Source organism: Brevundimonas sp. GW821-FHT12E07, assembly GCF_058807035.1.
Window position 1 is genome coordinate 567,101 of the sequence record NZ_JBXAQH010000003.1, and the last position, 21,435, is coordinate 588,535.

Consider the following 21,435-nt stretch of genomic DNA (forward strand, 5'->3'; position numbering starts at 1 on the left):
GTGACAGGTGAAAGGCGATTCAGGGGCGTGCGCGATCGGCGTTCGCGAACCGGCGCCGCGCCGCGTCCAGATCGCGCGCGCGGTCGTGGGCATCGTGCTCCCTGAGGGCGTAGATCTGCCCCGCGGCGGCCATGGCTTCCCGTGCGGCGGCATCGTCGATCAGCTTCAACAGGGCCTGGCCCAGCCGCACCGGGAAGTCCGCATCTGGCGTAACCACCAGGGCGTGATCGCCGCTGGCTTCCGCCAGCCCGCCCATGCCCGAACTGACGACCGCGCTTCCGGCGGCGTGGGCCTCGATCGCCACAAGTCCGAAGGGCTCGCGCCACAGCGAGGGAATAACGACAATGGCGGCCCGCTGGAAAAGAGCGCGGACGACGTCACGGGGGGCGTCGTGCCGCACTGTGACGCGGTCCCCGAACCTCGCCAACGAGGCCAGTTGCGCCTCGGTCCATGCCTGATGCCGGTCCCAGTCGCCCAGCGCCAGCTCGACCCGCCAGTCTGGCCGCGCATCCAGAACCGGGACCAGCGCCTCGCACAGGGGCGCCAGACCCTTCTCCGGCGCCGCCCGGCCAGCGAAGGCGATCAGGGGCGCGCGATCGGCGACGGGCGCGGACCACAGGGCCGTGTTGATGGCGTTGGGCATCGCGACGGCTCGATCGGTCAGATGCGGGTAGCGATCGACGAACTGTCGCCGGCCGACTTCGCTGACGAACAGGTTGCCGTCGAACAGCCCCGCGCGCAGCCGATGGCGCAGGCGCTTCAGGGGGTTTCCGGCGCGCGGCAGAAGGTTGTGGCGATACAGGATGACCGGCAGGGTCCGCAGGCGTTTGGCCAGCGCCGCCGCGCTCGGCATATGCTGATGGACCTCGACGATATCCGGCCGCAGCCGCGCGATATGGTCGGCGATCACCCTGGCCCGTCTCCCCGGCGATCGTTCCGGCGCAATGGCCAGGGTCGTCAGGGCGTCACCACGCGCCGCGCCTTCATCGCAGATGACGGTCAGCGTCTCGCGATCACAGCTGTGCTCGCCCAGCGACCGGACCACGGTCTCGATCGAGGTCGGCCGATTGACGTCGAAGCGCGATCCCGGAGGCAGGACGACTACGACCCGCATTGGAGCGTCGGGCGTGTTCAAGAGTGTTCGGGGGATGTCATTGCGCGGTCGGATAGAGAGTGGCGCGGCTGCGCCCGTCGCGGTGACGGACCGTCGTCGGCGCCCGGCTGCTGGTCGAAGGCAGCTGGGCGGCGATCGTCCCGTACAGGCGGTTGGCCGCGGCGTCGTCCTTCGCCTTGAGACACAGGGTCGTTTCGCCCTCACGACCCCAGGGTTTCATTTCCGATGCGGTCACGCCGGGATCGGCCTTCACCAGGGTCACGATGTTGTCACGCAGCACCACGTCCGGGCCCGCGCCATAGCTGCCGAAGCTGACTTCGACGTCGCATTCGGCTGTCGCCGCCGGAGCCGCTTCGGGAGCCGCTTTCGCCGCCGCCTCGGCCTCGGCCGCGGCGGCCGCCGCATGGTTCTTGGTCGAGACGTCGCGGATGACGCTGTCGACCGGATCCTCGCCGTCACAGGCGGCCAGGCTGATCAAAAGCAGGGCGGGGACGATCAGCCGACGCATAACCGGCCTCAGGCCGCTTCGATCCAGCCCGGCATCCAGCCTTCGTGGATTTCACGCAGGTCGGCCATCGGGATGGAGAACAGGCCCTCGGCGGCGAAGGCCGTTCCGCCCGCCTTGCCGACCAGCGACACCGGCAGACCGGCCTCGCGCGCGGCGGTGATGATCTCGTCCGGGTTCGGCGCGGCGATCAGGTAGCGGGCCTGGTCCTCGCCGAACAACTGGCCGTGGTCGGCCGCGTTCAGGGTCAGTCCGATATCCGAGGCCAGGGCGATATCCGCCGCGGCGCCGATCAGGCCGCCGTCCGACAGGTCGTGGACCACGGTCAGCAGGCCGGTCTCGATCTGGCTGCGGATGAAGTCGCCGGTGCGGCGCTCCAGCTTCAGGTCGACCGGCGGCGGGGCGCCGTCCTCGCGGCCCAGAACCTCGCGCAGATAGATGGAGGCGCCGAGTTCGCCTTCGGTCGCGCCGATCAGGATCAGGGCGTCGCCCTCCGCCACGCCCGAGAAGCCGGTGACGACATCATAGTTCTTGAGCAGGCCGACGCCGCCCACGGTGGGAGTCGGCGGGATCGCGGCGCCGTTGGTCTCGTTGTAGAGCGAGACGTTGCCGCTCACGACCGGGAAGTCCAGCTCGCGGCAGGCCTCGGCCATGCCGTCGATGGCGCGCACGATCTGACCCATGATCTCGGGCCGCTGCGGGTTGCCGAAATTCAGGTTGTCGGTGATGGCGATCGGCAGGGAGCCGACGGCCGTCAGGTTGCGCCAGGCCTCGGCGACGCATTGCTTGCCGCCTTCATAGGGGTCGTTCTGCACATAGCGCGGGGTGCAGTCCGAGGTGACCGCCAGACCCTTGTCGGTGCCATGGACCCGCACCACGCCGGCGTCGGCACCGGTCGCCGAGTCCTGAAGCGTGTCGGCCATGACGTGACGGTCGTACTGTTCCCAGATCCAGCGCTTGGAGGCCATGTCGGGGCAGGAGACGACCTTGAGCACCGCGTCATTCCAGCTCTCCGGCGCGGCGACGTCGGCGGCGGTCAGGCGGCCGTGCAGCTCGGGCTGAACCCACGGACGGTCATACAGGGGGGCGTCGTCAAACAGCGGGGCCAGCGGCACGTCGCAGACCACCTCGCCGTGGTGGTTGAGGACCAGACGACCGGTGTCGGTGGTGCGGCCGATGACGGCGGCGTCCAGACCCCACTTCTTGAAGATGCGATAGCCGTCTTCCTCGCGGCCCGGCTTCAGCACGGCCAGCATCCGCTCCTGGCTTTCCGACAGCATCATCTCATAGGCCGACATGCCCTCTTCGCGCTGGGGGACATTGTCCATGTCCAGCTCGATGCCGACGCCGCCCTTGCCGGCCATCTCGACCGAGGAGGAGGTCAGGCCCGCGGCGCCCATGTCCTGGATGGCGGCCACGGCGCCCGAGGCCATCAGTTCGAGGGTGGCCTCGATCAGCAGCTTCTCGGCGAAGGGATCGCCGACCTGCACCGTGGGGCGCTTCTCGTCGGAGTCCTCGTCGAACTCGGCCGAGGCCATGGTCGCGCCGTGGATGCCGTCGCGGCCGGTCTTGGAGCCGAAATAGACCACCGACATCCCCGCGCCCGGAGCCGCCGAGTAGAAGATGGCGTCCGACTTGGCCAGGCCCACACACATGGCATTGACGAGGATGTTGCCGTTGTAGCCGGCGTGGAAATTGGTCTCGCCCGCCACCGTCGGCACGCCGACGCAGTTGCCGTAGCCGCCGATGCCCGAGACCACGCCCTTCACCAGACGCTTCGTCTTCTCATGGCCGACGTCGCCGAAGCGCAGGGCGTTCAGCAAGGCCACCGGACGCGCGCCCATGGTGAAGACGTCGCGCATGATGCCGCCCACTCCCGTCGCCGCGCCCTGATAGGGCTCGATGAAGGACGGGTGATTGTGGCTTTCCATCTTGAAGATACACGCGTCGCCGTCGTCGATGTCGATGACGCCCGCGTTCTCGCCCGGTCCGCAGATGACGCGCGGCCCCTTGGTCGGGAACTTCCCGAGGTGGATCTTCGACGACTTGTAGGAGCAGTGCTCGGACCACATCACTGAAAAGACGCCCAATTCCAGCTGGTTGGGCTCGCGGCCCAGACGGTCCAGGACGACCTGGTATTCAGCGGGGCTCAGGCCGTATTCGGCGGCGAGTTCGGCGATGGTTTTCTGGGGGGCGCTCATGGCGGGGCTTCTAGCGATGTTCGTCGCCGGAGTCAGCCCGGGGAAGGGCCTTAAACCCCGTCCTTCTCCGCCGCGAGCCGCGCCCGGATGTCGGCATGGGCTGCCGTGATCAGCTCGGTCAACGCCGCCTCGTCCACCGGCTTGCCCCAGCGCAGCTTCACATGCCGCATCCGCTTGCCCGTGCCTTCCAGCAAGCCGGCCGGGTCGGGCAGGGTCGCGCCGCGAAAGAAGCCGACGTTCACATGGGCCTTGAAGGCGTCGACATAGGCGAAGGCCGCATCCTCGACGCAGGCCATCGGATGGCCGTCACCCAGGGTCTCGCGCACACCCTCGCCGCAGTCGCGCATGCGCTGGAACCAGATACCGGCCAGCTGCCGTAGCGGATCGTCCGACGCCAGCCACTGCTCCACGCCCGGATCGCGCCGGCTTGTTCCGTTCAGCCTGAAGAGGGCCTCGGCATCCATTAGGCCACGCTAGCAGCCCGTCGTGACCTGTCTACCTAGGCCACGCGCTCGACCCGTCGCCTCTGCGCCAGGACGATCACCACATCGGCGACCAGAACCGCCACGGCGGCGATCACGGCGGTGAAGGCCAGGGCCTCGTTGCGCGCCTGTTCCGCGGCGAACACCCCGGCCAGGCCCCAGGAGACCGGCAGGCCGAAGGCGATGGTCCGGATCCGCCAGGTCATGGCCACGGCGCCCAGGGAAACCACGACAACCGCCAGCCCGGCCCACAGCGTCGGCGACAGGGCTGACGGCAGGTCGCCGTTGCCGGTCGCCACCGTAATCAGATTGACCGGCGCCGCGATGCTCAGCCACCCGGCCAGCAGGCTCAGCGGCCAGACGGTAATCCATCGGTCCCTGTCGGCCAGTTTCAGGTTCCGCATCTGGCGCGCATGGGTCAGCAACGGAATGACCAGCACGGTCAGAGACCCGAAGATCAGCACGATCGTCGCGACCTCCCAATCCATCGCCGCCGCCACGATCCACAGCCCGATCCCGGCGAAGGCCAGGACCGAGGGCCAGCCGAAGGCGTGGATCAGATCGCTCTCGCCCGTCTGCGGCAGCACTTGCCGCACCGCATAGACGAGCAGGCCCAGATAGATCAGGCCCCAGATGGCGAAGGCCCAGCCGGCGACCTTCAGGGTCGCATCGCTGTCGGCGGCGAAGGCGGCGGCGCTCTGCCCCCAGCCGAGGCCCATCTGCGCCTGGGCCACGACCACGGCGAAGACGGCGGCGCCCAGCACGATCCAGCGGCGGGTCTTCTGGGCGGCGGTGGGTCGGACGATGGACATGCAGGCTCCGGCAACGGGTTCAGCCCGCCCTTACGCCTCAGCGCGGCGAAGGTTCACCGGAACCGCAGCGGCCGCCCGGCGGTTCAGCCTGCATCATCGCTTAGAGAAGGAGGCTGCAATGCCCGATCCCAAGGACGCTCCCGAGGACAAACCCCATTTCGAGACCGACGACGTCGAGGCCAATCTGGCCATCGAACAGGGGCTGGGCGTCGGCGCGCGCGAACTGGCCGCCCAGCGCGACCCGGGCGGCGTCGTCACGCCCGACGAGGATGAAGACGCCGTCGACGAGGACGAACAGCTGTCGCGCACCAGCGACGCCTGAGGCGTCCCGCTTCAGGCCGGATCGGCCGGCTTTTCCTCGGTGTCGCTGTCGTTGACTGTGACGTTGACCGTGCCCTCCCAGGAGAAGGTCCGGCTGGTCCTGGCTTCCGTGCCCGTCGTGAAGTTGGACGTGATGTAGCCCGTCGAGATCGTGGTTGTGTTGGTCCCGACGTTGATCGCGTCATAGCGGGCGCCGATCCGTGTCGGATCGACGTCCACGACGATATAGGCCTCACTCTCGCGCGGCCGGAACTGAACCGAATAGACCGGGCCGCGATACAGGAAGTCCGCCGTCGTGAAGGCGCGGGTCACATGGCCCTCGCCGTCCAGAACGGTGATGCCGGGCGACAGAATGCGGTTGGTCTCCAGCAGTCCGCCGATGATCAGGGTCTTGTCCCCCCGGTCTGCGGGGAGGGCATAGACCACATAGGGCGAGGTCCGCCCTTCACGCGCCAGACAGGCGGTGTCGGCGCCCATGACGGTCGAAACGAAATGCGTCCGCGTTTCCTTGGCCGGCGTCAGGCTGATTGCCGTCGTCAGGTTCGGCGCAGCGTCGCAGTTGTCGCGCGCATAGGCGAGGACCGGCGGAGCCGGCGGCGGCACGCTGGCGCAGCCGGCCAGGACCACCGCCGCCAGGCCGGCGCCGAGAAGAGGCTTGATCCGCATCGTCGCGACCTAGCGCAGCAGGTGGACAGCGGTGTCGGCGACCTGGTTCAGGGCGTCCTCGATGCCCGCGGCCAGACGGTTCGGGTCTTCCAGAAGCTCCGACCGGTTCTTGAATGCATAGTCGGGGTTTGGCGACAGGGTGATCACGCCCTGCATGGCGTTCAGCGGATTGTAGATGATCATGTTTTCCATGAGCACCGACCCGTCGGAGACCTTCACCAGCTTGACCTTGGCTCCAACGGTCGGACGGAAGGGTTGGCCTGCGCCCGAGGACATATAGCCGTAGTTGACGATGGCGATGTCCAGATAGCCGTCCACGCCCGCGGGGGCGGTCGGGTAGGTCGTCAGGAAATCGCGCTTGGGCCTGTCGGCGCCGGGCAGGGGCGCGGCGGTATAGCCCTGCTCGCCAAGGGCGGCGATCACCCGCGCTTCCAGTCGGGCCTCGGCGTCGAAGCCCGTGCCGTTCAGGGCCTCATTGACCGCGCCCTGCCGCTCGGCCTGGATGCCCGCGTCGACGAGGGCGCCGATCAGGCCGAAGTTCGAACCGACTGAAGCGACTTCATAGGCGGTGGCCTTTTCCGGCACCGAGTCGTCGATCAGAACGATGCCGTGCACGGCTCCGGCGGTGCGGTCATAGGGCGTGGCGACATAGGTCGGCGCGCAAGCGGCGACGGACATGGCCGCGACGGCGGCCACGAGAACCTTCTTGAACATTGGATACTCCCCCCAAGCTTTGCCTTAGGCATGCCTCAGAGGTTGTGACGGTGTCAATCGCGCGGGTTGCGTGAATGCGGCGAAAATGCGCGCGCCCTTAGGCCGCGGCCATCACGCTGCGGAACAGGGTCGCGCCGTCGGCGGAGCCCAGCTCGGCCTCGAAGGCCCGGTCGGGGTGGGGCATCATACCCAGCACATTGCCGCGCGCGTTCTGGATGCCCGCGATATTGGCCACCGAGCCGTTCGGATTGTCGACATAGCGGAAGACCACCTGGCCCTCGCCCTCGAGCCGGGCCAAGGTCTCGGCGTCGGCGAAATAGTTTCCGTCGCCGTTGCCCTGGGTCATGACCACTTCGCGCTGGCCCTGATAGCCGGCGGTGAAGCGGGTCTGGCCGTTGGTGACTTCCAGTGCGATGGGCTTGCAGACGTATTTCAGCCCGGCGTTGCGCAGCAGGGCGCCCGGCAGCATTCCGGCTTCGCACAGGATCTGGAAGCCGTTGCAAATGCCGACCACGGCGACGCCGTCGTCCGCAGCCTTCTTGACCGCCTGCATGATCGGCGCCTGGGCCGCCATGGCCCCGCAGCGCAGATAGTCACCGTAGGAGAAGCCGCCCGGCAGGACGATCAGGTCCAGGTCGTCGGGCAGGCTGGTCTCGCCGTGCCAGACCATTTCCACCCGCTCTCCGGTGGAGCGTTCAATGGCGACTTTACAGTCCCGGTCGCAGTTGGATCCGGGGAAGACGATGACGGCTGCGCTCATGGGCGGGGCCTCTAGCAGGATTCCGTGAGGGTGTCAGGCGGCAGGCGTGCGTTTTGCGTCCCACATCGCCCACGCCCAGATGATCAGGCCGCCGAAGGCCAGGGCGGACCCGACCAGACCCGTCGAGGCCCAGCCGAAGCCGGCCGCGATGGCCAGGCCGCCGAGAAACGGTCCCAGCGCATTGGCGGTGTTGAAGGCCGAGTGGTTGAGCGCCGCCGCCAGGGTCTGGGCGTCGCCGGCCACGTCCATCAGCCGGGTCTGCAGCAGCGACCCCAGCCCCATGCCGGCGCCGATCAGGACGATGACGATCAGCACGGCCCACAGGTGCGGCGCGGCGAAGAAATACAGGATCAGTGAGAAGATGCTCCAGATCAGCATCCCGGCGCCGGCCTTCATGCCGAACCGGTCAGAGGTCCAGCCGCCGATCAGGTTTCCGGCCAGCATGCCGCCGCCGAAGACGGCGAAGACCCAAGGGATCATTCCGGGCCCGACACCGGTGACCGCCGTCAGGGTCGAGGCCAGATAGGCATAGACGCAGAACATCCCGCCAAAGCCGATGGCCCCGATGCCCAAAGTCAGCCAGACCTGCCGCCGCTTCAGGGCGCCGAGCTCGCGCAAGGGGCTGGCGTCGGGGTGGGGCGGGTCGCGCGGGGCGAACAGGGCGACCAGGGTCATGGTGATCGCGGCCAGCACCGAGACGGCGGCGAAGGTCCAGCGCCAGCCGAAGGCGTGGCTGACGCCGGTCGCCACCGGCACCCCGATCACGGTGGCGATGGTCAGGCCCAGCAGGATCGTGGAGACGGCGCGGGTCCGGTAGGCCAGGGGCACCACCGAGGCCGCGACCAGGGCCGCGACCCCGAAATAGGCGCCGTGCGGCAGGCCGCTCAGGAAGCGGAAGGCCAGCAGCCAGCCGAAGGTCGGCGACATCGCGCTCAGCGCGTTGCCGACGGCGAACAGGGCCATGAAGCCGATCAACAGCTTCCACCGGGCGATGCGCGCGCCCATCACCGCCAGCAGGGGCGCGCCCACGACGACGCCAAGGGCATAGGCGCTGATGGCGTGACCGGCGGTGGGCGCATCGACGCCCAGATCATTTGCGAAGTCCGGCAGGACGCTCATCGCCGAGAACTCGGTGGTCCCGATAGCGAAACCGCCCATGGCCAGGGCGGTCAGAACCAGAGCCACCGCCTTGGGGGCGGCGGCCTGCGGCTCTGCGGCGATCGAATGCGCGGCGTCGAGCTCCGGCGTGATGTCCGTGGCCATGGGTATCCTGCAGGCAGAGAATTGCTGCACTGCAAAATAGGGAGGCCCGTCGTGGGATCAACCGCAACCCGCTCCGATACCGATCACACCTTGCTTCAGGCGGCGCCCATCAAGCGGCGTAGCGCATCCGCGATCCGCCGGCGGCCTCGCCGCCGCCCGACAGGCGGAACCGTCCGACCGACTGGCTCAGGATTTCGGTCTCCTGGGCCAGGGCGTGGCTGGCGGCGGTGGTCTCCTCGACCATCGCGGCGTTCTGCTGGGTCACCTGATCCATGTGGCTGACGGCCGTGTTGATCTCGGTCAAGGCGGTGGCCTGTTCCTGGCTGGCGGCCGCCATTTCGGTGATCAGCGACCCGACGCGCAGCACGCGGTCGGCGATCCGGTCCAGATTGGCGCCCGTCTGACGCACCAGGTCCACGCCCAGCGACACCTGACGGCCCGAGTTGGAGATCAGGGCGTTGATCTCCTTGGCCGCGTCGGCCGAGCGCTGGGCCAGAGCCCGGACTTCGGAGGCCACGACCGCGAAGCCGCGACCGGCGTCGCCGGCCCGCGCGGCCTCGACGCCGGCGTTCAGGGCCAGCAGGTTGGTCTGGAAGGCGATCTCGTCGATCACACTGATGATCTGGCCCATTTCGTTGGACGAGGCGTGGATGGCGTCCATGGCGGCGACGGCCTCGCCGACCACGCGACCGCTGGACTCGGCCTCGTCACGGGCCTCGCCGACCACGTTGGAGGCCTGACGCGCGCCCTCGGCCGAGCGGTTCACCGTCGCGGTAATCTGTTCCAGGGCCGCGGCGGTCTCTTCCAGGCTCGCGGCCTGCTGTTCTGTGCGGCGCGACAGGTCGTCGGTGGCCTGGGTCATCTCATGGGCGCCGCCGCGGATGGTCGAGGCGTTGCCGTTGACCGAAATCAGGGTCTCTTCCAGCTGGACCATGGCGGCGTTGAAGTCGGCCTGCAGCTTCTCATAGCCGTGCGGGAACTCGCCGACGATGCGGTGGGTCAGGTCGCCCTGCCTCAGCTGGTCCATGCCCTCGGCCATGGCGGACACGACCTGGGCCTGCTTCTCGGCGGCGGCCAGCTGGGCCTTCTCGGCCTGGCTGCGCTGGGCGGCCTGGGCGGCGGCTTCGGCGCGGGCGCGTTCGACGATCAGGGCCTGAAGCGCCACGACCGATCGGCCGACGGCGCCCAGCTCGTCCTTGCGGCCGGCGCTGGTCAGATCGACGTCGGTGCGGCCTTCGGCCAGGGCGGCCATTTCGTCGTTCAGCACCCCGATCGGGGCAACCACCTCCCGCATCGATCGGCGGATCAGCAGCAGGCTCAGGCCCACGCTCAGCAGGATGGCGATGATCATCGTCACGATGCCCGCGACGGCCATGAACTCGGCGCGCGCCTTGGTGGCGGCCAGGGTGGATTCGATCTGTTCGGAAATCGCCTCCATCCGCGTTTCCAGCGCGCTGAAGCTGGTCCGGAAGGCGGGCAGGGCGGCCTCGGCGCCGGCCGGATTGCTGCCGGCCAGCTTCACGATCCGGTCGGCGGAGGCGATGTACTCCTGCAGCGGAGCGTCGGCCTGTTCCAGGGCGCCGATGGTTTCAGCGTTGGTCGCCTTCTTGTGGTTCTCGTCGATGGCGGCGCGGAAGTTGGCGGAGTGTTCTTCCAGATCGGCGCGGATGCCGGTCATCGCCCCGGCGTCACCGGTCTGGGCGGCCAGCAGGGCGGCCAGGACGTCGGCGCGCAGGGCGTCATGCATCATGTCGGCCTGCATATGGTTTCGCAGGACCTCGGCGATGCGCGCCGAATCCGACATCGATCCGTTCAGCGACGCCGCGATCAGCAGGCCCGAACCGGAGCCCAATGCGCACAGAATGGCCATAGCCAGACCGGCGAACTTCACCTTGGATCGGATCGTGGAAAGCATCGGGTCCCCCGCTTTTGCGTCCAACCTAAAGCCAACAGGGTTAACGATGTTATTCCGTACGGTAAGGAACACTGCGTACCCAAAACGCTGTTCGAATTGAGAAATTTTTGAAGGGTTTGCCCGATGATGCAGTCAACAGGGCGTCCCGGAAAGGGTGATGCCTCATCTTCCAGAATGGATGAGAAACAAGATGGCGTTGGTACGGGGCGTATTCGCGTCGGTTGCTTTGGGTGTTCTTCTGTCGGCGACTTCATCTTTCGCAAAGACAGCTGATACGGATTCGCAATCGCCTTCGGAACAGCCGATCTGGGAATGGCATTCCGCCTATACCGCTGACGTGATCGGCGTGGTCGACGGCGCCGATGTGCGCGCGGGCCGGTATCTCGATAACCTTGACGTCTCCCTCGACGGCGATCTGGAACGGCAGTTCGGCTGGCGCGGCGCTCGCGCCCACATCAGCCTTCTGGCCAACGGCGGCGGTCAGCCCAACGCCATCGCCGAGACCCTTCAGGGCTATGACAATATCGAGGTCGGCTCCCACGGCGTCCGACTGTTCGAGGCCTGGATCGAACAGGATCTGGCCAAGGGCCGCGCCTCTGTTCTTGCGGGCCTCTATGACGTCAATAGCGAGTTCTATTCAACCGAGGCCTCGGACCTGCTGATCTCGCCGCCATTCGGCATCGGCTCGGAGCTGGCGGCGACGGGGCCGAACGGTCCGTCCATCTTCCCCTCGACGTCTCTGGCGGTGCGGGTGCAACTCGGTTCCACCGACGGCCTTCACGCCCGGTTCGCGGCGGTCAACGCCAAAGCCAGCGCCATCGGCGACGACGGCGGCGTCGATACGTCTCTCGACGACGGCGCCCTCTATCTGGCCGAGATCGGCTGGTCCGGCCCGGTGCGCGTCGCCATCGGCGGCTGGCGTTACGGCGAGGCCCAGGAGGACATCCGCGACCTCGACCCGTTCGGCGATCCGGCCCTGACTGACGCCCAAGGCGCCTATCTGGTCGCCGAGGGCACCCTGTATCAGGCCGAGGACAAGCCCACGGTCCGCGCCTTCATGCGCCTCGGCGCCTCCGACGGCGACACCACCGACTTCAAGGGCGGCTGGCAGGCGGGCCTGCGCGTCGATTCTGTCTTCCAGAGCCGCCCCGACAGCGCCTTCTCCATCGGCTTCGACCAGGGCTTCCTGTCCGACAAGGCCCGCGCCAACGCTTTCGACGCCGGGACACAGTTCGGCGACGCCGAAAGCGGCGTGGAGATCACCTACGCCGACACCTTCGGGCCGTTCACGATCCAACCGGACCTGCAGTGGATCCATAATCCCGGCGGCGACCGCGACCGCGACGCCATCGTCACCGCCGGCCTGCGGGTGATCCTGACCCTGAAGTAGGAGGCCTACGCCTTGTTTTCGTAGGTCGCGGTGATCGTGGCCTTGGCCAGGGTGTGGAAATGCAGGTTGAAGCCGAAGACGGCGCCGGAGTTGTCGGGCGTCACGTCCAGCTTGTCCGTGTCCACGGCGAAGACGGTGAAGATGTAGCGGTGCGGGCCGTGGCCCGGAGGCGGGGCGGCCCCGCCGAAGCCCGGCGCGCCGTAGTCGGTGCGGCCCTCGACCGCGCCTGAGGGAACGGGGCCGCCGGCCGGAAGCGTGGTCACGTCCGCGGGGATGTTCGCGACTGTCCAGTGCCAGAAGCCCGAGCCCGTCGGCGCGTCCGGATCATAGACGGTGATCGCATAGCTCTTCGTGCCCTCCGGCGCGCCGGACCAGCTCAGCTGCGGCGAGGTATTGCCCTTGGCGGCGACCTGGGCGTCGGGCAGGACGCCGCCGTCCGTGATGTCGGTGGAGGTCAGGGTGAAGGTCATGGGCGCTCCTGTGTTCCAGCCGTGAACGCCTCCCGACGCGGGAGGGTTCGGTCGGCTCGTCCTATCAGGGGCCTCAGCTCGGCAGAAGCGTCTTCACGATCGAAAGATTGCGGATCTGGTCGGGCAGGGCGCGCGCCTGTTCCGGCAGGGCCCGGGCCTGGGCCAGCAGGGTCGGACCGTCGAATGTCCCGGTCGCCAGGCCGACGCCCAGGATCACGCCGCCGAGGATCAGCAGCAGCATGATGACGCGCAGAAGGCCGGTGAAGAAGCCGGTCTTGCGGCGCTTGCCCTTGGCCGTGGCGGTCGCGACGGCGGTGATCGGGCCCAGCGGATCGGGCTCCACGGCCTTTTCGGCGGCAATCGGCTCGGGGGTCAGGGGTTCTGCGACTTCCGCCTCGGCGGCGACGGGTTCAACAGCCAGCGGCTCGACGTCGGGGGTCTCGACGACGGGCGCCTCGACAACCGGGGCCTCGTCGACCAGCGGCTCGGCGCTCACGGCTTCTGCGGTCTCCGCCTCGACCGTCTCCGCGGGGTGCTCAGCTGCGGCGACTTCGGCCTCGGGGGCTTCCGGAACAGCGACGGGCTTCTCGGCGACAAGCGTCTCTGACACGGGCGGCTCCTCGATTGTCGAAGTGGACTGGGACGCGACCAGCGACAGGGGCGCGTGCCCGGTCGTCGGATGGCCGTCGTCGGGCATGCTGTTCGGGGTCGGCTCCAGCTCGGCCAAGGCCAGGGCCAGGGCGCCCGACGACGCGGCCGCCGGACCCAGTTCGGCCAGGGCCAGGCCAAGGGCCCCGGGCGCTGCGACCGGCTGACGCTCCATGGCCGCCATTTCGCGGCTCTGCGGCTCGGCGTTCACTTCGGGAACCGCGCGGATGTCCTGAGGCGGAGGCCTGCGGATCGGAACGACGTTGGAAACCGGTTCGGGTTCCTCGGTGATCTCTTCCGCCACCGCCGCTTCATCATCCAGCGAGGGTTCGGCGTGGGCGACGACCGGCCACGGCTCGAGGCTTTCCATGGCAGCCTGTTCAGTCTCGGGGGCTGCGTTCGCCTCCGCCCCCGCCTCCGCCACGGCCTCGGCAGCCGCCCCCGCCTCCGCCACGGCCTCGGCAGCCGTCGCCTCTTCGCCCGGATGCAGGGCCGGCTGGCCGTGCAGGGTGGCGTCGTCGGGATACTGGGCCAACTGGGCCTGCAACTGGGCTAGGGTGAAGGGGGCGTCGGATTCGAAGCGCGATGGAATGATCGGCCCCAGCTGGCGCAGCGCCCAGTACTGGGCCTTCGCCGCCGCCGGGCTGGGGGCATAGAAGATCTGCTTCAGCGTGCCGCCGCGAAGCGGGGCGCCGGTATCGTCAGTGTCGCTCCGGCTGGCCAGGCGATAGCCCAGTCCGTCGGTGTATTCCCACAGTTCATGGCGCAGCCAGATCATCGTCGAACCGCCGTATCAGGGGGCCGCGGACCCGCATTTCGGGCTCACACGACCGGGAAGGAAAACGCAGGCGTTAACCTTATCCGACAGAACGGCATTAGGCCACAGGACTCACGGCCAAGCTTCACTGTTGCGTCGACCCTGTGGGCTCGGCGCATCGCTTGCCTGGACGGCGCGGGCTTCTGGGCCTCAGGCGGCCTCGATCCGGTAGGATTCGATGACCGTGTTGGCGAGCAGCGTCTCGCACATCTTCTTGGCCTCTGCCGCCGGGTCCTCGGCGCCGTCGAGGTCGAACTCGATCAGCTTGCCGACGCGCGCGTTGGCGACACCGGCCCAGCCCAGACCCTGCAGGGCGCCTTCGACGGCCTTGCCCTGAACGTCCAGCACGCCGGGCTTCAGGAAGACGTGAACCTTGACCTTGGCCATCAGTGCAGTCCCCCCTGAATCACGGTCGGCATATCCTTCATGATGCCGAGGCGGCGGGCCACCTCCGCATAGCTCTCGATGACATTGCCCAGGTCGCGGCGGAACCGGTCCTTGTCCAGCTTCTCGCCGGTGGTCGCGTCCCACAGGCGGCAGCTGTCCGGGCTGATCTCGTCGGCCAGAATGACGCGGGCGAAGTCGTTCTCCCAGATCCGGCCGAACTCGATCTTGAAGTCCACCAGGGTGATGCCGACCGCGCCGAACATGCCCGACAGATAGTCGTTCACGCGCACGGTGGTGGCCAGGATGTCGTCGATCTCCTGGGTGGAGGCCCAGTTGAACGCCGTGATGTGCTCTTCCGTCACCATCGGGTCGTTCAGCTCGTCCTTCTTGTAATAGAATTCGATGATCGAGCGGGGCAGGGGCGTGCCCTCTTCCTGGCCCAGGCGGGTCGCCAGCGAGCCGGCGACGATGTTGCGGCACACGACTTCCAGCGGGATGATCTCGACTTCGCGGATCAGCTGCTCGCGCAAGTTCAGGCGTTTGATGAAGTGGTTGGTGACGCCGATGCCGTTCAGGCGGCTCATCACGAACTCGCTGATACGGTTGTTGATCACGCCCTTGCCCTCGAGCTGGGCCTTCTTCTCGCCGTTGAAGGCGGTGGCGTCGTCCTTGAAATACTGGATCAGGGTGCCGGGTTCGGGTCCTTCGTACAGGATCTTGGCCTTGCCCTCGTAGAGCTTCTTGCGCTTGGTGTTCATCGTCGGTCCCGGGCGGGAAAAGGTAAGGGCTTCGCCGGAAACGGAAAACGCGCGGCCAGAGACAGGGTCTGGGCTCCGCGTTCGGGAATCAGGCTGGGCGGGGAAATCTGTTCGGCTCTCCTTTAGCGGAACGGGGCTCGCGACACAAACCACGGGCCGATCGGGCCCCGTCACGAGCGATCCCGGTTGCGTTGGGCGGCGGGGCGGCTATAGACGCGTCTGCGGCGCCCGGATTGGCCCGCGTGCGGAGCGAATGACGGCTGATGACGACCTTCGATGATCGGGAAAAGGGCTTTGAGTCCAAGTTCGCGCTCGATCAGGAGCAGGAATTCAAGGCCATGGCCCGCCGCAACAAGCTGCTGGGTCTGTGGGCTGCTGAGAAAATGGGCCTGTCGCCCGAGTCGGGCGAGGACTACGCCAAGGCCGTCGTGCGCGCCGACTTCGAACAGCCGGGCGACGAGGACGTGTTCCGCAAGGTCGCTGGCGACTTCAAGGGCTCGGGCCTGACCGTTTCGGACAGCGAAATCCGCTCCAAGATGGACGAACTGGCTTCCGTCGCCCGCGACCAGATCCGCACCGGCGAGTAATCTCCTCACCACGCGAAGCGTGGGGAGGTGGCGCGACGCCGCTTGGCGTCGTGACGGAGGGGGTTCTTTGTCGAACCGGACTCCGCAGTTGAAATAAAGTCAGCGAGAACCCCCTCCACCACCCGCCAAGGGGCGGGCGGTCCCCCTCCCCATCGCAAGAGCGATGGTGAGGACAACGAAAAGGGCCGCACTCGGGGGAAAGTGCGGCCCTTCGTTTCGGGGGCTGGGGGAAGCCTCACCCGATACTTGCGTCTTGCGCCCCTCTAGAATGCGCACGCGCGAAAACGGTTCACGAGAAAACTCATTTCGGCATGACGACCGTGTCGATGACGTGGACCACGCCGTTCGATTGCATCACATCGGCCTGAGTCACCTTGGAGGTTCCGCCCTTGGCGTCGGTCAGGGTGACCGAGCCGTCGGGATTGACGTTGGCCGTCAGGGTCTCGCCCTCGACGGTGGTCAGCTCGACCTTGCCGCCGTTGGCCTGGGCCTGAGCGGCCAGATCGGCCGCGGTCAGCCTACCGGGCACCACATGGTAGGTCAGAAGCTTCGTCAGGGCGGCCTTGCCGGCCGGCGCCATCAGGCCTTCGCGGGTCGCGGCGGGGATTTTCTCGAAGGCGGCGTTGTCCGGCGCGAAGACGGTGAAGGGGCCGGTGGCGTTGAGGGTGTCGGCCAGGCCCGCGGCCTGGACCGCGCTGACCAGGGTGGTCAGATTGGCGGCCTTGGAGGCATTGGCGACGATGGTGGCGTTGGGGCTCATCGGCGCGCCTCCGACCATCGGATCGGTGGTGGCGGGCGCGGTCGCCGGAGCCATCGGCTCGGCGGGAGCGGGCGCGGCCTCTTCCTTCTTGTTGCAGGCGGCGACGGCCAGCAGGGCGGCGACGGAAACGGTGGCGAGAGCTGTGAAGCGGGGGGCGGACATGGGGGTTTCTCCTGAGGCCGCACTGTCGGCGGCTATGCAGCAGGTACTGTCCAGCGCTGGAAAGGATGCATACGGCCCAGCATGAGCGACGGGGATTGCGCGTCAGACCGCCAGGAATGCCCCGAGACGGCTCCACGCCTCGGCCTTCTCCGATAGCGGTCTTGTGTGGGCCGGGCTGGAGGAGGGCAGGTCGATCAGGGTCAGGCCTTCGACGCCGTTCAGCACCCTGCGGCCGCCCTTCGCCGCCGTCGCCCCGTTGAAGGCCACGGCTCTCAGCGCCGGCAGACCCGCGATCAGTCCGCGCAGATCGGCGGCTTCGGGCGACCGGATGGCGGCGTCCAGACTGCCGGGCCGTTCCGCCGAGGCGATGACGTCCCACAGGCCGACGCCCGCCGCCTTCAGCGCTTCCAGCCGTTCGGCATAGGGCAGGGCATGGGCCTCGCGCCCGATCACGCCGCCGATGAGGCGCCAGAAGCCGTTCTGCGGGTGGGCGTAGTACTGCTCAGCCTTCAGCGAGGCGTCACCGGGCAGGCTGCCGAGCACCAGCAGCCGTGTGTTCTCATCGACGACCGGGGCGAAATGCCGCTTGACCGTCATCGCGGGGTTCAGCTCGCGCCGAACACCCGCTGGAATACCGTATCCACGTGCTTGGTGTGATAGCCCAGATCGAACAGGGCCTCGAGCTCGGCGTCGGGGACGATGACCTCGGGGTCTTCCTTGAGGAAGTCGAGGAAGTTGCCCTCGCCGCGCCAGACCTTCATCGCGTTGCGCTGGACGGCCGCATAGGAGTCCTCGCGCGACTGGCCCAGTTGGGTCAGGGCCAGCAGGACGCGCTGCGAATGGACCAGACCACCGAGGCGGTCGAGGTTCTTCTGCATGTTCTCCGGATAGACCAGCAGACGCTCCATCACCCCGGCCAGACGGTTCAGGGCGAAGTCGAGGTGGATGGTGGCGTCCGGGCCGATGCCGCGCTCGACCGAGGAGTGGCTGATGTCCCGCTCGTGCCACAGGGCGACATTCTCCATTGCCGGGGTCACAGCAGAACGGACCAGACGGGCCAGGCCGGTCAGGTTCTCGGTCAGGATGGGGTTGCGCTTGTGCGGCATGGCCGACGAGCCCTTCTGCCCCTTGTCGAAGAACTCCTCGGCCTCGAGGACTTCCGTGCGCTGCAGGTGGCGGATCTCGATGGCCAGACGTTCGATCGAGGAGCCGACGACGCCGAGGGCCGCGAAGAAGGCGGCGTGACGGTCGCGCGGGATCACCTGGGTCGAAACCGGCTCGACCTGCAGACCCATCTGGTCGGCGACATATTGTTCGACCTGCGGGTCGACGTTGGCGAAGGTGCCCACGGCGCCGGAGATGGCGCAGGTGGCGATCTCTTCCTTGGCCACGATCAGGCGGCGCTTCGCCCGCTGGAACTCGGCGTGATAGCCGGCCAGCTTCAGGCCGAAGGTCACGGGCTCGGCGTGGATGCCGTGCGAACGGCCCACGGTCGGGGTGTACTTATGTTCCCTGGCCCGGGCCTCCAGCGCCGCCAGCACCCGGTCGACGCCGGCGATCAGCAGGTCCGAGGACCGCGCCAGCTGCACGGCGAAACAGGTGTCCAGCACGTCCGAGGAGGTCATGCCCTGGTGCAGGAAGCGGGCTTCCTCGCCGACCGTCTCCGAGACGTGGGTCAGGAAGGCGATGACGTCGTGCTTGGTCGTGCGCTCGATCTCGTCGATCCGGTCCGAGTCCCAGGCGGCGTCCTTGCCCTTGGCCCAGATGGCCTCGGCGGCCTCGGTCGGGATCACGCCCAGCTCGGCCATCTTGGTGGCGGCATGGGCCTCGATCTCGAACCAGATCTTGTACTTGGTCTCGGAGGACCAGATGGCGACGGCTTCGGGGCGGGAATAGCGCGTGATCATGGGCGCGGGGTGTCGTTGCTGCCCCCGCCTGAGTCAAGCGGCGCTTGTGTCTGGGGCGCTTAAACTTGCGTGACCGGCTGTGGCGCGCGGGGCCGAGTCGGCGCATGAGGGCGCCATCAAAGACAGGGAGAGGGCCACATGGAACTGATCATCGGACCGCGCCGGTTCTCGACCTGGTCACTGCGCCCCTGGCTGGTGCTCAAGCGCTGCACCGGCGACTTCACCGTGCGCGAGCTCGATTTCAACACGCCTGAAGGCCACGCCGAGATGCTGTCGGTCTCCCCGAGCGGCCTGGTGCCTGTGCTCAAGGTGGACGGCGAGACCATCTGGGATTCCCTCGCCATCTCCGTCTTCTGCGCCGAGCGCTTCCCCGAAGCGAAACTCTGGCCCGCCGACGCCCACGCCCGGTGGCTGGCCCGGTCGGCGACCTGCGAGATGCACGGCGGCTTCTCGGCCCTGCGCACCCACTGCACCATGAATCCCAGCCATCCGATGGTCGGGCCCGAACGCTCGCCGACGCCGGAAAACGACGCCGTCGCGGCCGATCTACGTCGTCTGGTCACCCTGTTCCGCGGCTTGCGCGAACGCTTCGGAGCCGGGGGCGACTTCCTGTTCGGCGAATGGTCCGTGCCCGACGCCTTCTTCACCCCGGTCGCCACCCGCATCCGCCACTACCAGATCGATCTGGCCCGCTACGGCGACGAGGATGGCGTGGCGAGCACATATGTCGCGGCCTTATTGCAACAGCCCGATTTTCTCGAATGGGAAGCTCTGGCTTAGCCGGAACCTCGCCTCATTTGGGGCCTTTGAGGGACAGTGTTCCATTAAGCACGCCTGCTGACCGGCGCTTAAGGCAACGCTGTTATCTTTCTCTCATCCGGGGGTCGCTCCCCAACACAGGACACACCGACCATGACCGCTCCGGTCGAGCCGCGCCCCGCCGTCGTCACGCCGCGTCAGCCGACGCTCGGCAGTGTCGCGCTCGCGCTTCTGGTCGGCTGCTGCCTGTGCGCCTCGCTGGTCGCCAGTATCTTCTAGGACGTCAGAGACCGCCTGACGGGGCGGGGGCCGAGGCCATCTCCACGGGCGCGGCCGGCGCGGGCGGAACATAGTCCAGACCGATCGACACCAGACCGGCGCCCGAAGCGACCGCGTCCAGGGTGTTCAGCGGCTTGCCGAACATGCGCTGATAGACCCAATAGGCCGCCACGACCTTTTCGACATAGTCTCGCGCCTGGGGCACGTCGATCGTCTCGATCAGCAGCAGCGGGTCCGGATTGGGCCCCAGCTTGCGCAGCGCCGCCAGCATCGGGCCGGGACCGGCGTTGTAGGAGGCCACGGCGCGCAGGATGTCGCCCTGGAACTCGGGCCGCGACAGCATCTGGTTCACATAGACCTGCCCCAGCCGCATGTTGACCGCCGGGTCGAACAGCTGCTGTGGCTTCGAAACGAAGGTGCGGTCGCCGGTCATCTCGGCGGCGGTGCCGGGCATGACCTGCATCATCCCATAGGCGCCGGCGGCCGAGCGGGCGTCCGGATTGAAGTCGGTTTCCTTGCGCGCCAGGGCATAGACCAGCGCCGGCTCGATGGTGAAGCCGCCTTCGGGCGTCAGCACCGGGGTCGCATAGCGCATCGCGTCGACCCGGGTCACATCGGGACCCGAGCCGCCCATGCGCGGGCCCAAGGCGTCGGCCAGGCCGGTCCACATGCGCCGGGCGGTGTCGCCGACGGCGGTGCGCAACCCGGCGCGCAGCTCGTCCCGGGCGTCGGAGCGGCGACCGACTTCCAGATAGGCCACGGTGCGGCGGGCGCGGTCGTCGGACTGGATGAAGGCGTTCAGGTCGCGCGGATTCACCTCGTTGGCGGACCGGGCGGGCTGATAGGCGACGCGCTGGACCCCGGCGGGTTGATAGGGGCGCGGGCCCAGACCCTCGATGGCGACGTCGCGGCCCAGCTGGCGCAGCGCCACCTGGCCATAGAAGGTCGCGGGCCATTGCGCGGCCAGGTTCAGGAAGCCGGTGATCCGGTCCTGACGGCCCGACTGGGCGGCTGCCTTGGCGGCCCAGACCCCGGCCCCGGCGCGGACCCAGGGGTCCTCGGTGGGGTCGGCGGCGACGCGCTCGAAGGCCTGCATGGAATCGTTGAACTGACCCAGCCGATAAGCGGCCAGACCTGTGGTCCACCAGTCGCCGATCTGGGTTCCCAGCATATAGGCGGTCGTCAGGTCGTCGTGGTTGTAGGCGACGCGCGCGGCCTTGGCGGGATCGTCCTCGGTCGAACCGCCGCCGGCCTCGACGACGCTGGACCAGGTGCGGCCGCTGACCCCGGCGGGGCGTTTCGGCTCGGCCGCGCCGTCCGGGCGGCGCTTCAGGGCCAGGGCGTAGGCGCGCGGGGCGCACGGCAGGTCCGAATAGTCGTCCAGCCAGGCCGACAGTTCCTCATAGGTGGCGACGTAGTCGGGGTGGAACAGCCGCTCGAACTCGACCTGGCCCAGCAGAACGTGATCGCGCGCCTCGCGCGCCGCGGCGCGGGCGAGATCGAGGTCTCCGCGGCGCAGGGCGTCGAAGGCGGTGGTGTAGCTGAGGCGGTCGGCGGAGCTCAGGGCGGTCGGCCCGCCTTCATCGGCGGCCTCGTAGGCAACGCCCTCGGCGGAGTCAGTCGCGGCCGGGGCGGCGGACTCGGCGGAGGGCGCTTCCTTGGCCATCGCGACACCGGAAGCGAGACCGGTCATCGTCAGGGCGAGCATCGGCGCAAGGAGAGCGCGGCGGTAAGCATACATAGGCGGCGGCCCCCTCG

23 protein-coding genes are annotated in these 21,435 nt (G+C 68.1%); 5 read left to right on the forward strand and 18 right to left on the reverse strand.

From position 1 onward, the window contains the following. Window positions 1-19: 19 nt before the first annotated feature. The 5 genes from AC1ROD_RS14560 to AC1ROD_RS14580 all read right to left on the reverse strand — a co-directional run bounded on the left by AC1ROD_RS14560 (window position 20) and on the right by AC1ROD_RS14580 (window position 5,114). On the reverse strand, window positions 20-1,114 hold the full coding sequence (locus AC1ROD_RS14560) for a glycosyltransferase family 4 protein (protein ID WP_492948983.1): 1,095 nt from the start codon (window positions 1,112-1,114) through the stop codon (window positions 20-22). A 37-nt stretch (window positions 1,115-1,151) separates the two neighbouring features. Further along, complete coding sequence (locus AC1ROD_RS14565; protein WP_492948984.1) at window positions 1,152-1,622, reverse strand: hypothetical protein; 471 nt, start codon at window positions 1,620-1,622, stop codon at window positions 1,152-1,154. Between the two features lie 8 nt (window positions 1,623-1,630). Continuing rightward, window positions 1,631-3,820, reverse strand: a complete 2,190-nt coding sequence (gene purL, locus AC1ROD_RS14570; RefSeq protein ID WP_492948985.1) for a phosphoribosylformylglycinamidine synthase subunit PurL — start codon at window positions 3,818-3,820, stop codon at window positions 1,631-1,633. A 50-nt stretch (window positions 3,821-3,870) separates the two neighbouring features. Then, complete coding sequence (locus AC1ROD_RS14575) at window positions 3,871-4,230, reverse strand: DUF1801 domain-containing protein (protein ID WP_492948986.1); 360 nt, start codon at window positions 4,228-4,230, stop codon at window positions 3,871-3,873. Window positions 4,231-4,319: 89 nt separating this feature from the next. Beyond that, the gene (locus AC1ROD_RS14580; RefSeq protein WP_492948987.1) at window positions 4,320-5,114 is read right to left on the reverse strand and encodes a TspO-related membrane protein; all 795 of its coding nucleotides are present in this window, start codon (window positions 5,112-5,114) and stop codon (window positions 4,320-4,322) included. 118 nt (window positions 5,115-5,232) lie between these two features. On the opposite strand from AC1ROD_RS14580, the gene AC1ROD_RS14585 reads away from it, so the two are divergent. Then, window positions 5,233-5,436 (forward strand): hypothetical protein, encoded by a 204-nt coding sequence (locus AC1ROD_RS14585; protein ID WP_492948988.1) that lies wholly within the window; start codon window positions 5,233-5,235, stop codon window positions 5,434-5,436. Between the two features lie 11 nt (window positions 5,437-5,447). On the opposite strand, the gene AC1ROD_RS14590 is transcribed toward AC1ROD_RS14585, so the two are convergent. The 5 genes from AC1ROD_RS14590 to AC1ROD_RS14610 form a co-directional block, all read right to left on the reverse strand. Then, a complete protein-coding gene (locus AC1ROD_RS14590) occupies window positions 5,448-6,101 on the reverse strand; it encodes a hypothetical protein (protein WP_492948989.1) in 654 nt (217 codons plus the stop codon). 9 nt (window positions 6,102-6,110) lie between these two features. Then, entirely contained in the window at window positions 6,111-6,815 is a 705-nt protein-coding gene (locus AC1ROD_RS14595) for a hypothetical protein (protein WP_492948990.1), read from the reverse strand. A 97-nt stretch (window positions 6,816-6,912) separates the two neighbouring features. Further along, the gene (gene purQ, locus AC1ROD_RS14600) at window positions 6,913-7,575 is read right to left on the reverse strand and encodes a phosphoribosylformylglycinamidine synthase subunit PurQ (protein ID WP_492033726.1); all 663 of its coding nucleotides are present in this window, start codon (window positions 7,573-7,575) and stop codon (window positions 6,913-6,915) included. 33 nt (window positions 7,576-7,608) lie between these two features. Continuing rightward, window positions 7,609-8,838 (reverse strand): MFS transporter, encoded by a 1,230-nt coding sequence (locus AC1ROD_RS14605; RefSeq protein ID WP_492948991.1) that lies wholly within the window; start codon window positions 8,836-8,838, stop codon window positions 7,609-7,611. Window positions 8,839-8,947: 109 nt separating this feature from the next. Beyond that, complete coding sequence (locus AC1ROD_RS14610; RefSeq protein WP_492948992.1) at window positions 8,948-10,753, reverse strand: methyl-accepting chemotaxis protein; 1,806 nt, start codon at window positions 10,751-10,753, stop codon at window positions 8,948-8,950. A 346-nt stretch (window positions 10,754-11,099) separates the two neighbouring features. On the opposite strand from AC1ROD_RS14610, the gene AC1ROD_RS14615 reads away from it, so the two are divergent. Beyond that, window positions 11,100-12,143 (forward strand): carbohydrate porin, encoded by a 1,044-nt coding sequence (locus AC1ROD_RS14615; RefSeq protein ID WP_492948993.1) that lies wholly within the window; start codon window positions 11,100-11,102, stop codon window positions 12,141-12,143. A 5-nt stretch (window positions 12,144-12,148) separates the two neighbouring features. Here the strand turns inward: AC1ROD_RS14615 and AC1ROD_RS14620 are convergent, their stop codons facing one another. The 4 genes from AC1ROD_RS14620 to purC form a co-directional block, all read right to left on the reverse strand. Continuing rightward, entirely contained in the window at window positions 12,149-12,613 is a 465-nt protein-coding gene (locus AC1ROD_RS14620; protein WP_492948994.1) for a YbhB/YbcL family Raf kinase inhibitor-like protein, read from the reverse strand. Window positions 12,614-12,686: 73 nt separating this feature from the next. Continuing rightward, window positions 12,687-14,039, reverse strand: coding sequence for a hypothetical protein (locus tag AC1ROD_RS14625; protein WP_492948995.1), 1,353 nt, complete (start codon window positions 14,037-14,039; stop codon window positions 12,687-12,689). A 189-nt stretch (window positions 14,040-14,228) separates the two neighbouring features. Continuing rightward, a complete protein-coding gene (purS, locus tag AC1ROD_RS14630) occupies window positions 14,229-14,465 on the reverse strand; it encodes a phosphoribosylformylglycinamidine synthase subunit PurS (protein ID WP_207870822.1) in 237 nt (78 codons plus the stop codon). Next, on the reverse strand, window positions 14,465-15,223 hold the full coding sequence (gene purC / locus AC1ROD_RS14635; RefSeq protein ID WP_492033719.1) for a phosphoribosylaminoimidazolesuccinocarboxamide synthase: 759 nt from the start codon (window positions 15,221-15,223) through the stop codon (window positions 14,465-14,467). The genes purS and purC overlap by 1 nt, the downstream gene beginning before the upstream one ends. A gap of 263 nt (window positions 15,224-15,486) precedes the next feature. Between purC and AC1ROD_RS14640 the strand changes: the two genes are divergently transcribed. After that, window positions 15,487-15,810, forward strand: coding sequence for a DUF1476 domain-containing protein (locus tag AC1ROD_RS14640; RefSeq protein ID WP_492948996.1), 324 nt, complete (start codon window positions 15,487-15,489; stop codon window positions 15,808-15,810). Between the two features lie 301 nt (window positions 15,811-16,111). On the opposite strand, the gene AC1ROD_RS14645 is transcribed toward AC1ROD_RS14640, so the two are convergent. From AC1ROD_RS14645 to purB, 3 genes are all read right to left on the reverse strand, one after another. Continuing rightward, window positions 16,112-16,732 carry a fasciclin domain-containing protein gene (locus AC1ROD_RS14645; RefSeq protein WP_492948997.1) on the reverse strand — a complete coding sequence of 207 codons (621 nt, stop codon included), beginning with the start codon at window positions 16,730-16,732 and terminating at the stop codon, window positions 16,112-16,114. 102 nt (window positions 16,733-16,834) lie between these two features. After that, complete coding sequence (locus tag AC1ROD_RS14650; protein ID WP_492948998.1) at window positions 16,835-17,329, reverse strand: DNA-deoxyinosine glycosylase; 495 nt, start codon at window positions 17,327-17,329, stop codon at window positions 16,835-16,837. Between the two features lie 8 nt (window positions 17,330-17,337). Then, window positions 17,338-18,639 carry an adenylosuccinate lyase gene (purB, locus tag AC1ROD_RS14655; protein ID WP_492948999.1) on the reverse strand — a complete coding sequence of 434 codons (1,302 nt, stop codon included), beginning with the start codon at window positions 18,637-18,639 and terminating at the stop codon, window positions 17,338-17,340. A 138-nt stretch (window positions 18,640-18,777) separates the two neighbouring features. Between purB and AC1ROD_RS14660 the strand changes: the two genes are divergently transcribed. Further along, window positions 18,778-19,419 (forward strand): glutathione S-transferase, encoded by a 642-nt coding sequence (locus AC1ROD_RS14660; protein ID WP_492949000.1) that lies wholly within the window; start codon window positions 18,778-18,780, stop codon window positions 19,417-19,419. A gap of 132 nt (window positions 19,420-19,551) precedes the next feature. Beyond that, window positions 19,552-19,677 (forward strand): hypothetical protein, encoded by a 126-nt coding sequence (locus AC1ROD_RS14665; protein WP_263973006.1) that lies wholly within the window; start codon window positions 19,552-19,554, stop codon window positions 19,675-19,677. A 4-nt stretch (window positions 19,678-19,681) separates the two neighbouring features. On the opposite strand, the gene AC1ROD_RS14670 is transcribed toward AC1ROD_RS14665, so the two are convergent. Further along, the gene (locus AC1ROD_RS14670; RefSeq protein ID WP_492949001.1) at window positions 19,682-21,370 is read right to left on the reverse strand and encodes a lytic transglycosylase domain-containing protein; all 1,689 of its coding nucleotides are present in this window, start codon (window positions 21,368-21,370) and stop codon (window positions 19,682-19,684) included. Between the last annotated feature and the right edge of the window lie 65 nt (window positions 21,371-21,435).

What these genes read in the sequence shown, in the direction of transcription:
- AC1ROD_RS14625 (WP_492948995.1), bottom strand. Translation starts at nt 14,039, where the DNA reads ATGATCTGGCTGCGCCATGAACTGTGGGAATACACCGACGGACTGGGC.
- AC1ROD_RS14645 (WP_492948997.1), bottom strand. Translation starts at nt 16,732, where the DNA reads ATGTCCGCCCCCCGCTTCACAGCTCTCGCCACCGTTTCCGTCGCCGCC.
- AC1ROD_RS14585 (WP_492948988.1), top strand. Translation starts at nt 5,233, where the DNA reads ATGCCCGATCCCAAGGACGCTCCCGAGGACAAACCCCATTTCGAGACC.
- AC1ROD_RS14650 (WP_492948998.1), bottom strand. Translation starts at nt 17,329, where the DNA reads ATGACGGTCAAGCGGCATTTCGCCCCGGTCGTCGATGAGAACACACGG.
- AC1ROD_RS14560 (WP_492948983.1), bottom strand. Translation starts at nt 1,114, where the DNA reads ATGCGGGTCGTAGTCGTCCTGCCTCCGGGATCGCGCTTCGACGTCAAT.
- purQ (WP_492033726.1), bottom strand. Translation starts at nt 7,575, where the DNA reads ATGAGCGCAGCCGTCATCGTCTTCCCCGGATCCAACTGCGACCGGGAC.
- AC1ROD_RS14660 (WP_492949000.1), top strand. Translation starts at nt 18,778, where the DNA reads ATGGAACTGATCATCGGACCGCGCCGGTTCTCGACCTGGTCACTGCGC.
- AC1ROD_RS14595 (WP_492948990.1), bottom strand. Translation starts at nt 6,815, where the DNA reads ATGTTCAAGAAGGTTCTCGTGGCCGCCGTCGCGGCCATGTCCGTCGCC.
- purB (WP_492948999.1), bottom strand. Translation starts at nt 18,639, where the DNA reads ATGATCACGCGCTATTCCCGCCCCGAAGCCGTCGCCATCTGGTCCTCC.
- AC1ROD_RS14620 (WP_492948994.1), bottom strand. Translation starts at nt 12,613, where the DNA reads ATGACCTTCACCCTGACCTCCACCGACATCACGGACGGCGGCGTCCTG.
- AC1ROD_RS14670 (WP_492949001.1), bottom strand. Translation starts at nt 21,370, where the DNA reads ATGACCGGTCTCGCTTCCGGTGTCGCGATGGCCAAGGAAGCGCCCTCC.
- AC1ROD_RS14565 (WP_492948984.1), bottom strand. Translation starts at nt 1,622, where the DNA reads ATGCGTCGGCTGATCGTCCCCGCCCTGCTTTTGATCAGCCTGGCCGCC.
- purS (WP_207870822.1), bottom strand. Translation starts at nt 14,465, where the DNA reads ATGGCCAAGGTCAAGGTTCACGTCTTCCTGAAGCCCGGCGTGCTGGAC.
- AC1ROD_RS14590 (WP_492948989.1), bottom strand. Translation starts at nt 6,101, where the DNA reads ATGCGGATCAAGCCTCTTCTCGGCGCCGGCCTGGCGGCGGTGGTCCTG.
- AC1ROD_RS14640 (WP_492948996.1), top strand. Translation starts at nt 15,487, where the DNA reads ATGACGACCTTCGATGATCGGGAAAAGGGCTTTGAGTCCAAGTTCGCG.
- AC1ROD_RS14665 (WP_263973006.1), top strand. Translation starts at nt 19,552, where the DNA reads ATGACCGCTCCGGTCGAGCCGCGCCCCGCCGTCGTCACGCCGCGTCAG.
- AC1ROD_RS14605 (WP_492948991.1), bottom strand. Translation starts at nt 8,838, where the DNA reads ATGGCCACGGACATCACGCCGGAGCTCGACGCCGCGCATTCGATCGCC.
- purC (WP_492033719.1), bottom strand. Translation starts at nt 15,223, where the DNA reads ATGAACACCAAGCGCAAGAAGCTCTACGAGGGCAAGGCCAAGATCCTG.
- AC1ROD_RS14610 (WP_492948992.1), bottom strand. Translation starts at nt 10,753, where the DNA reads ATGCTTTCCACGATCCGATCCAAGGTGAAGTTCGCCGGTCTGGCTATG.
- AC1ROD_RS14580 (WP_492948987.1), bottom strand. Translation starts at nt 5,114, where the DNA reads ATGTCCATCGTCCGACCCACCGCCGCCCAGAAGACCCGCCGCTGGATC.
- purL (WP_492948985.1), bottom strand. Translation starts at nt 3,820, where the DNA reads ATGAGCGCCCCCCAGAAAACCATCGCCGAACTCGCCGCCGAATACGGC.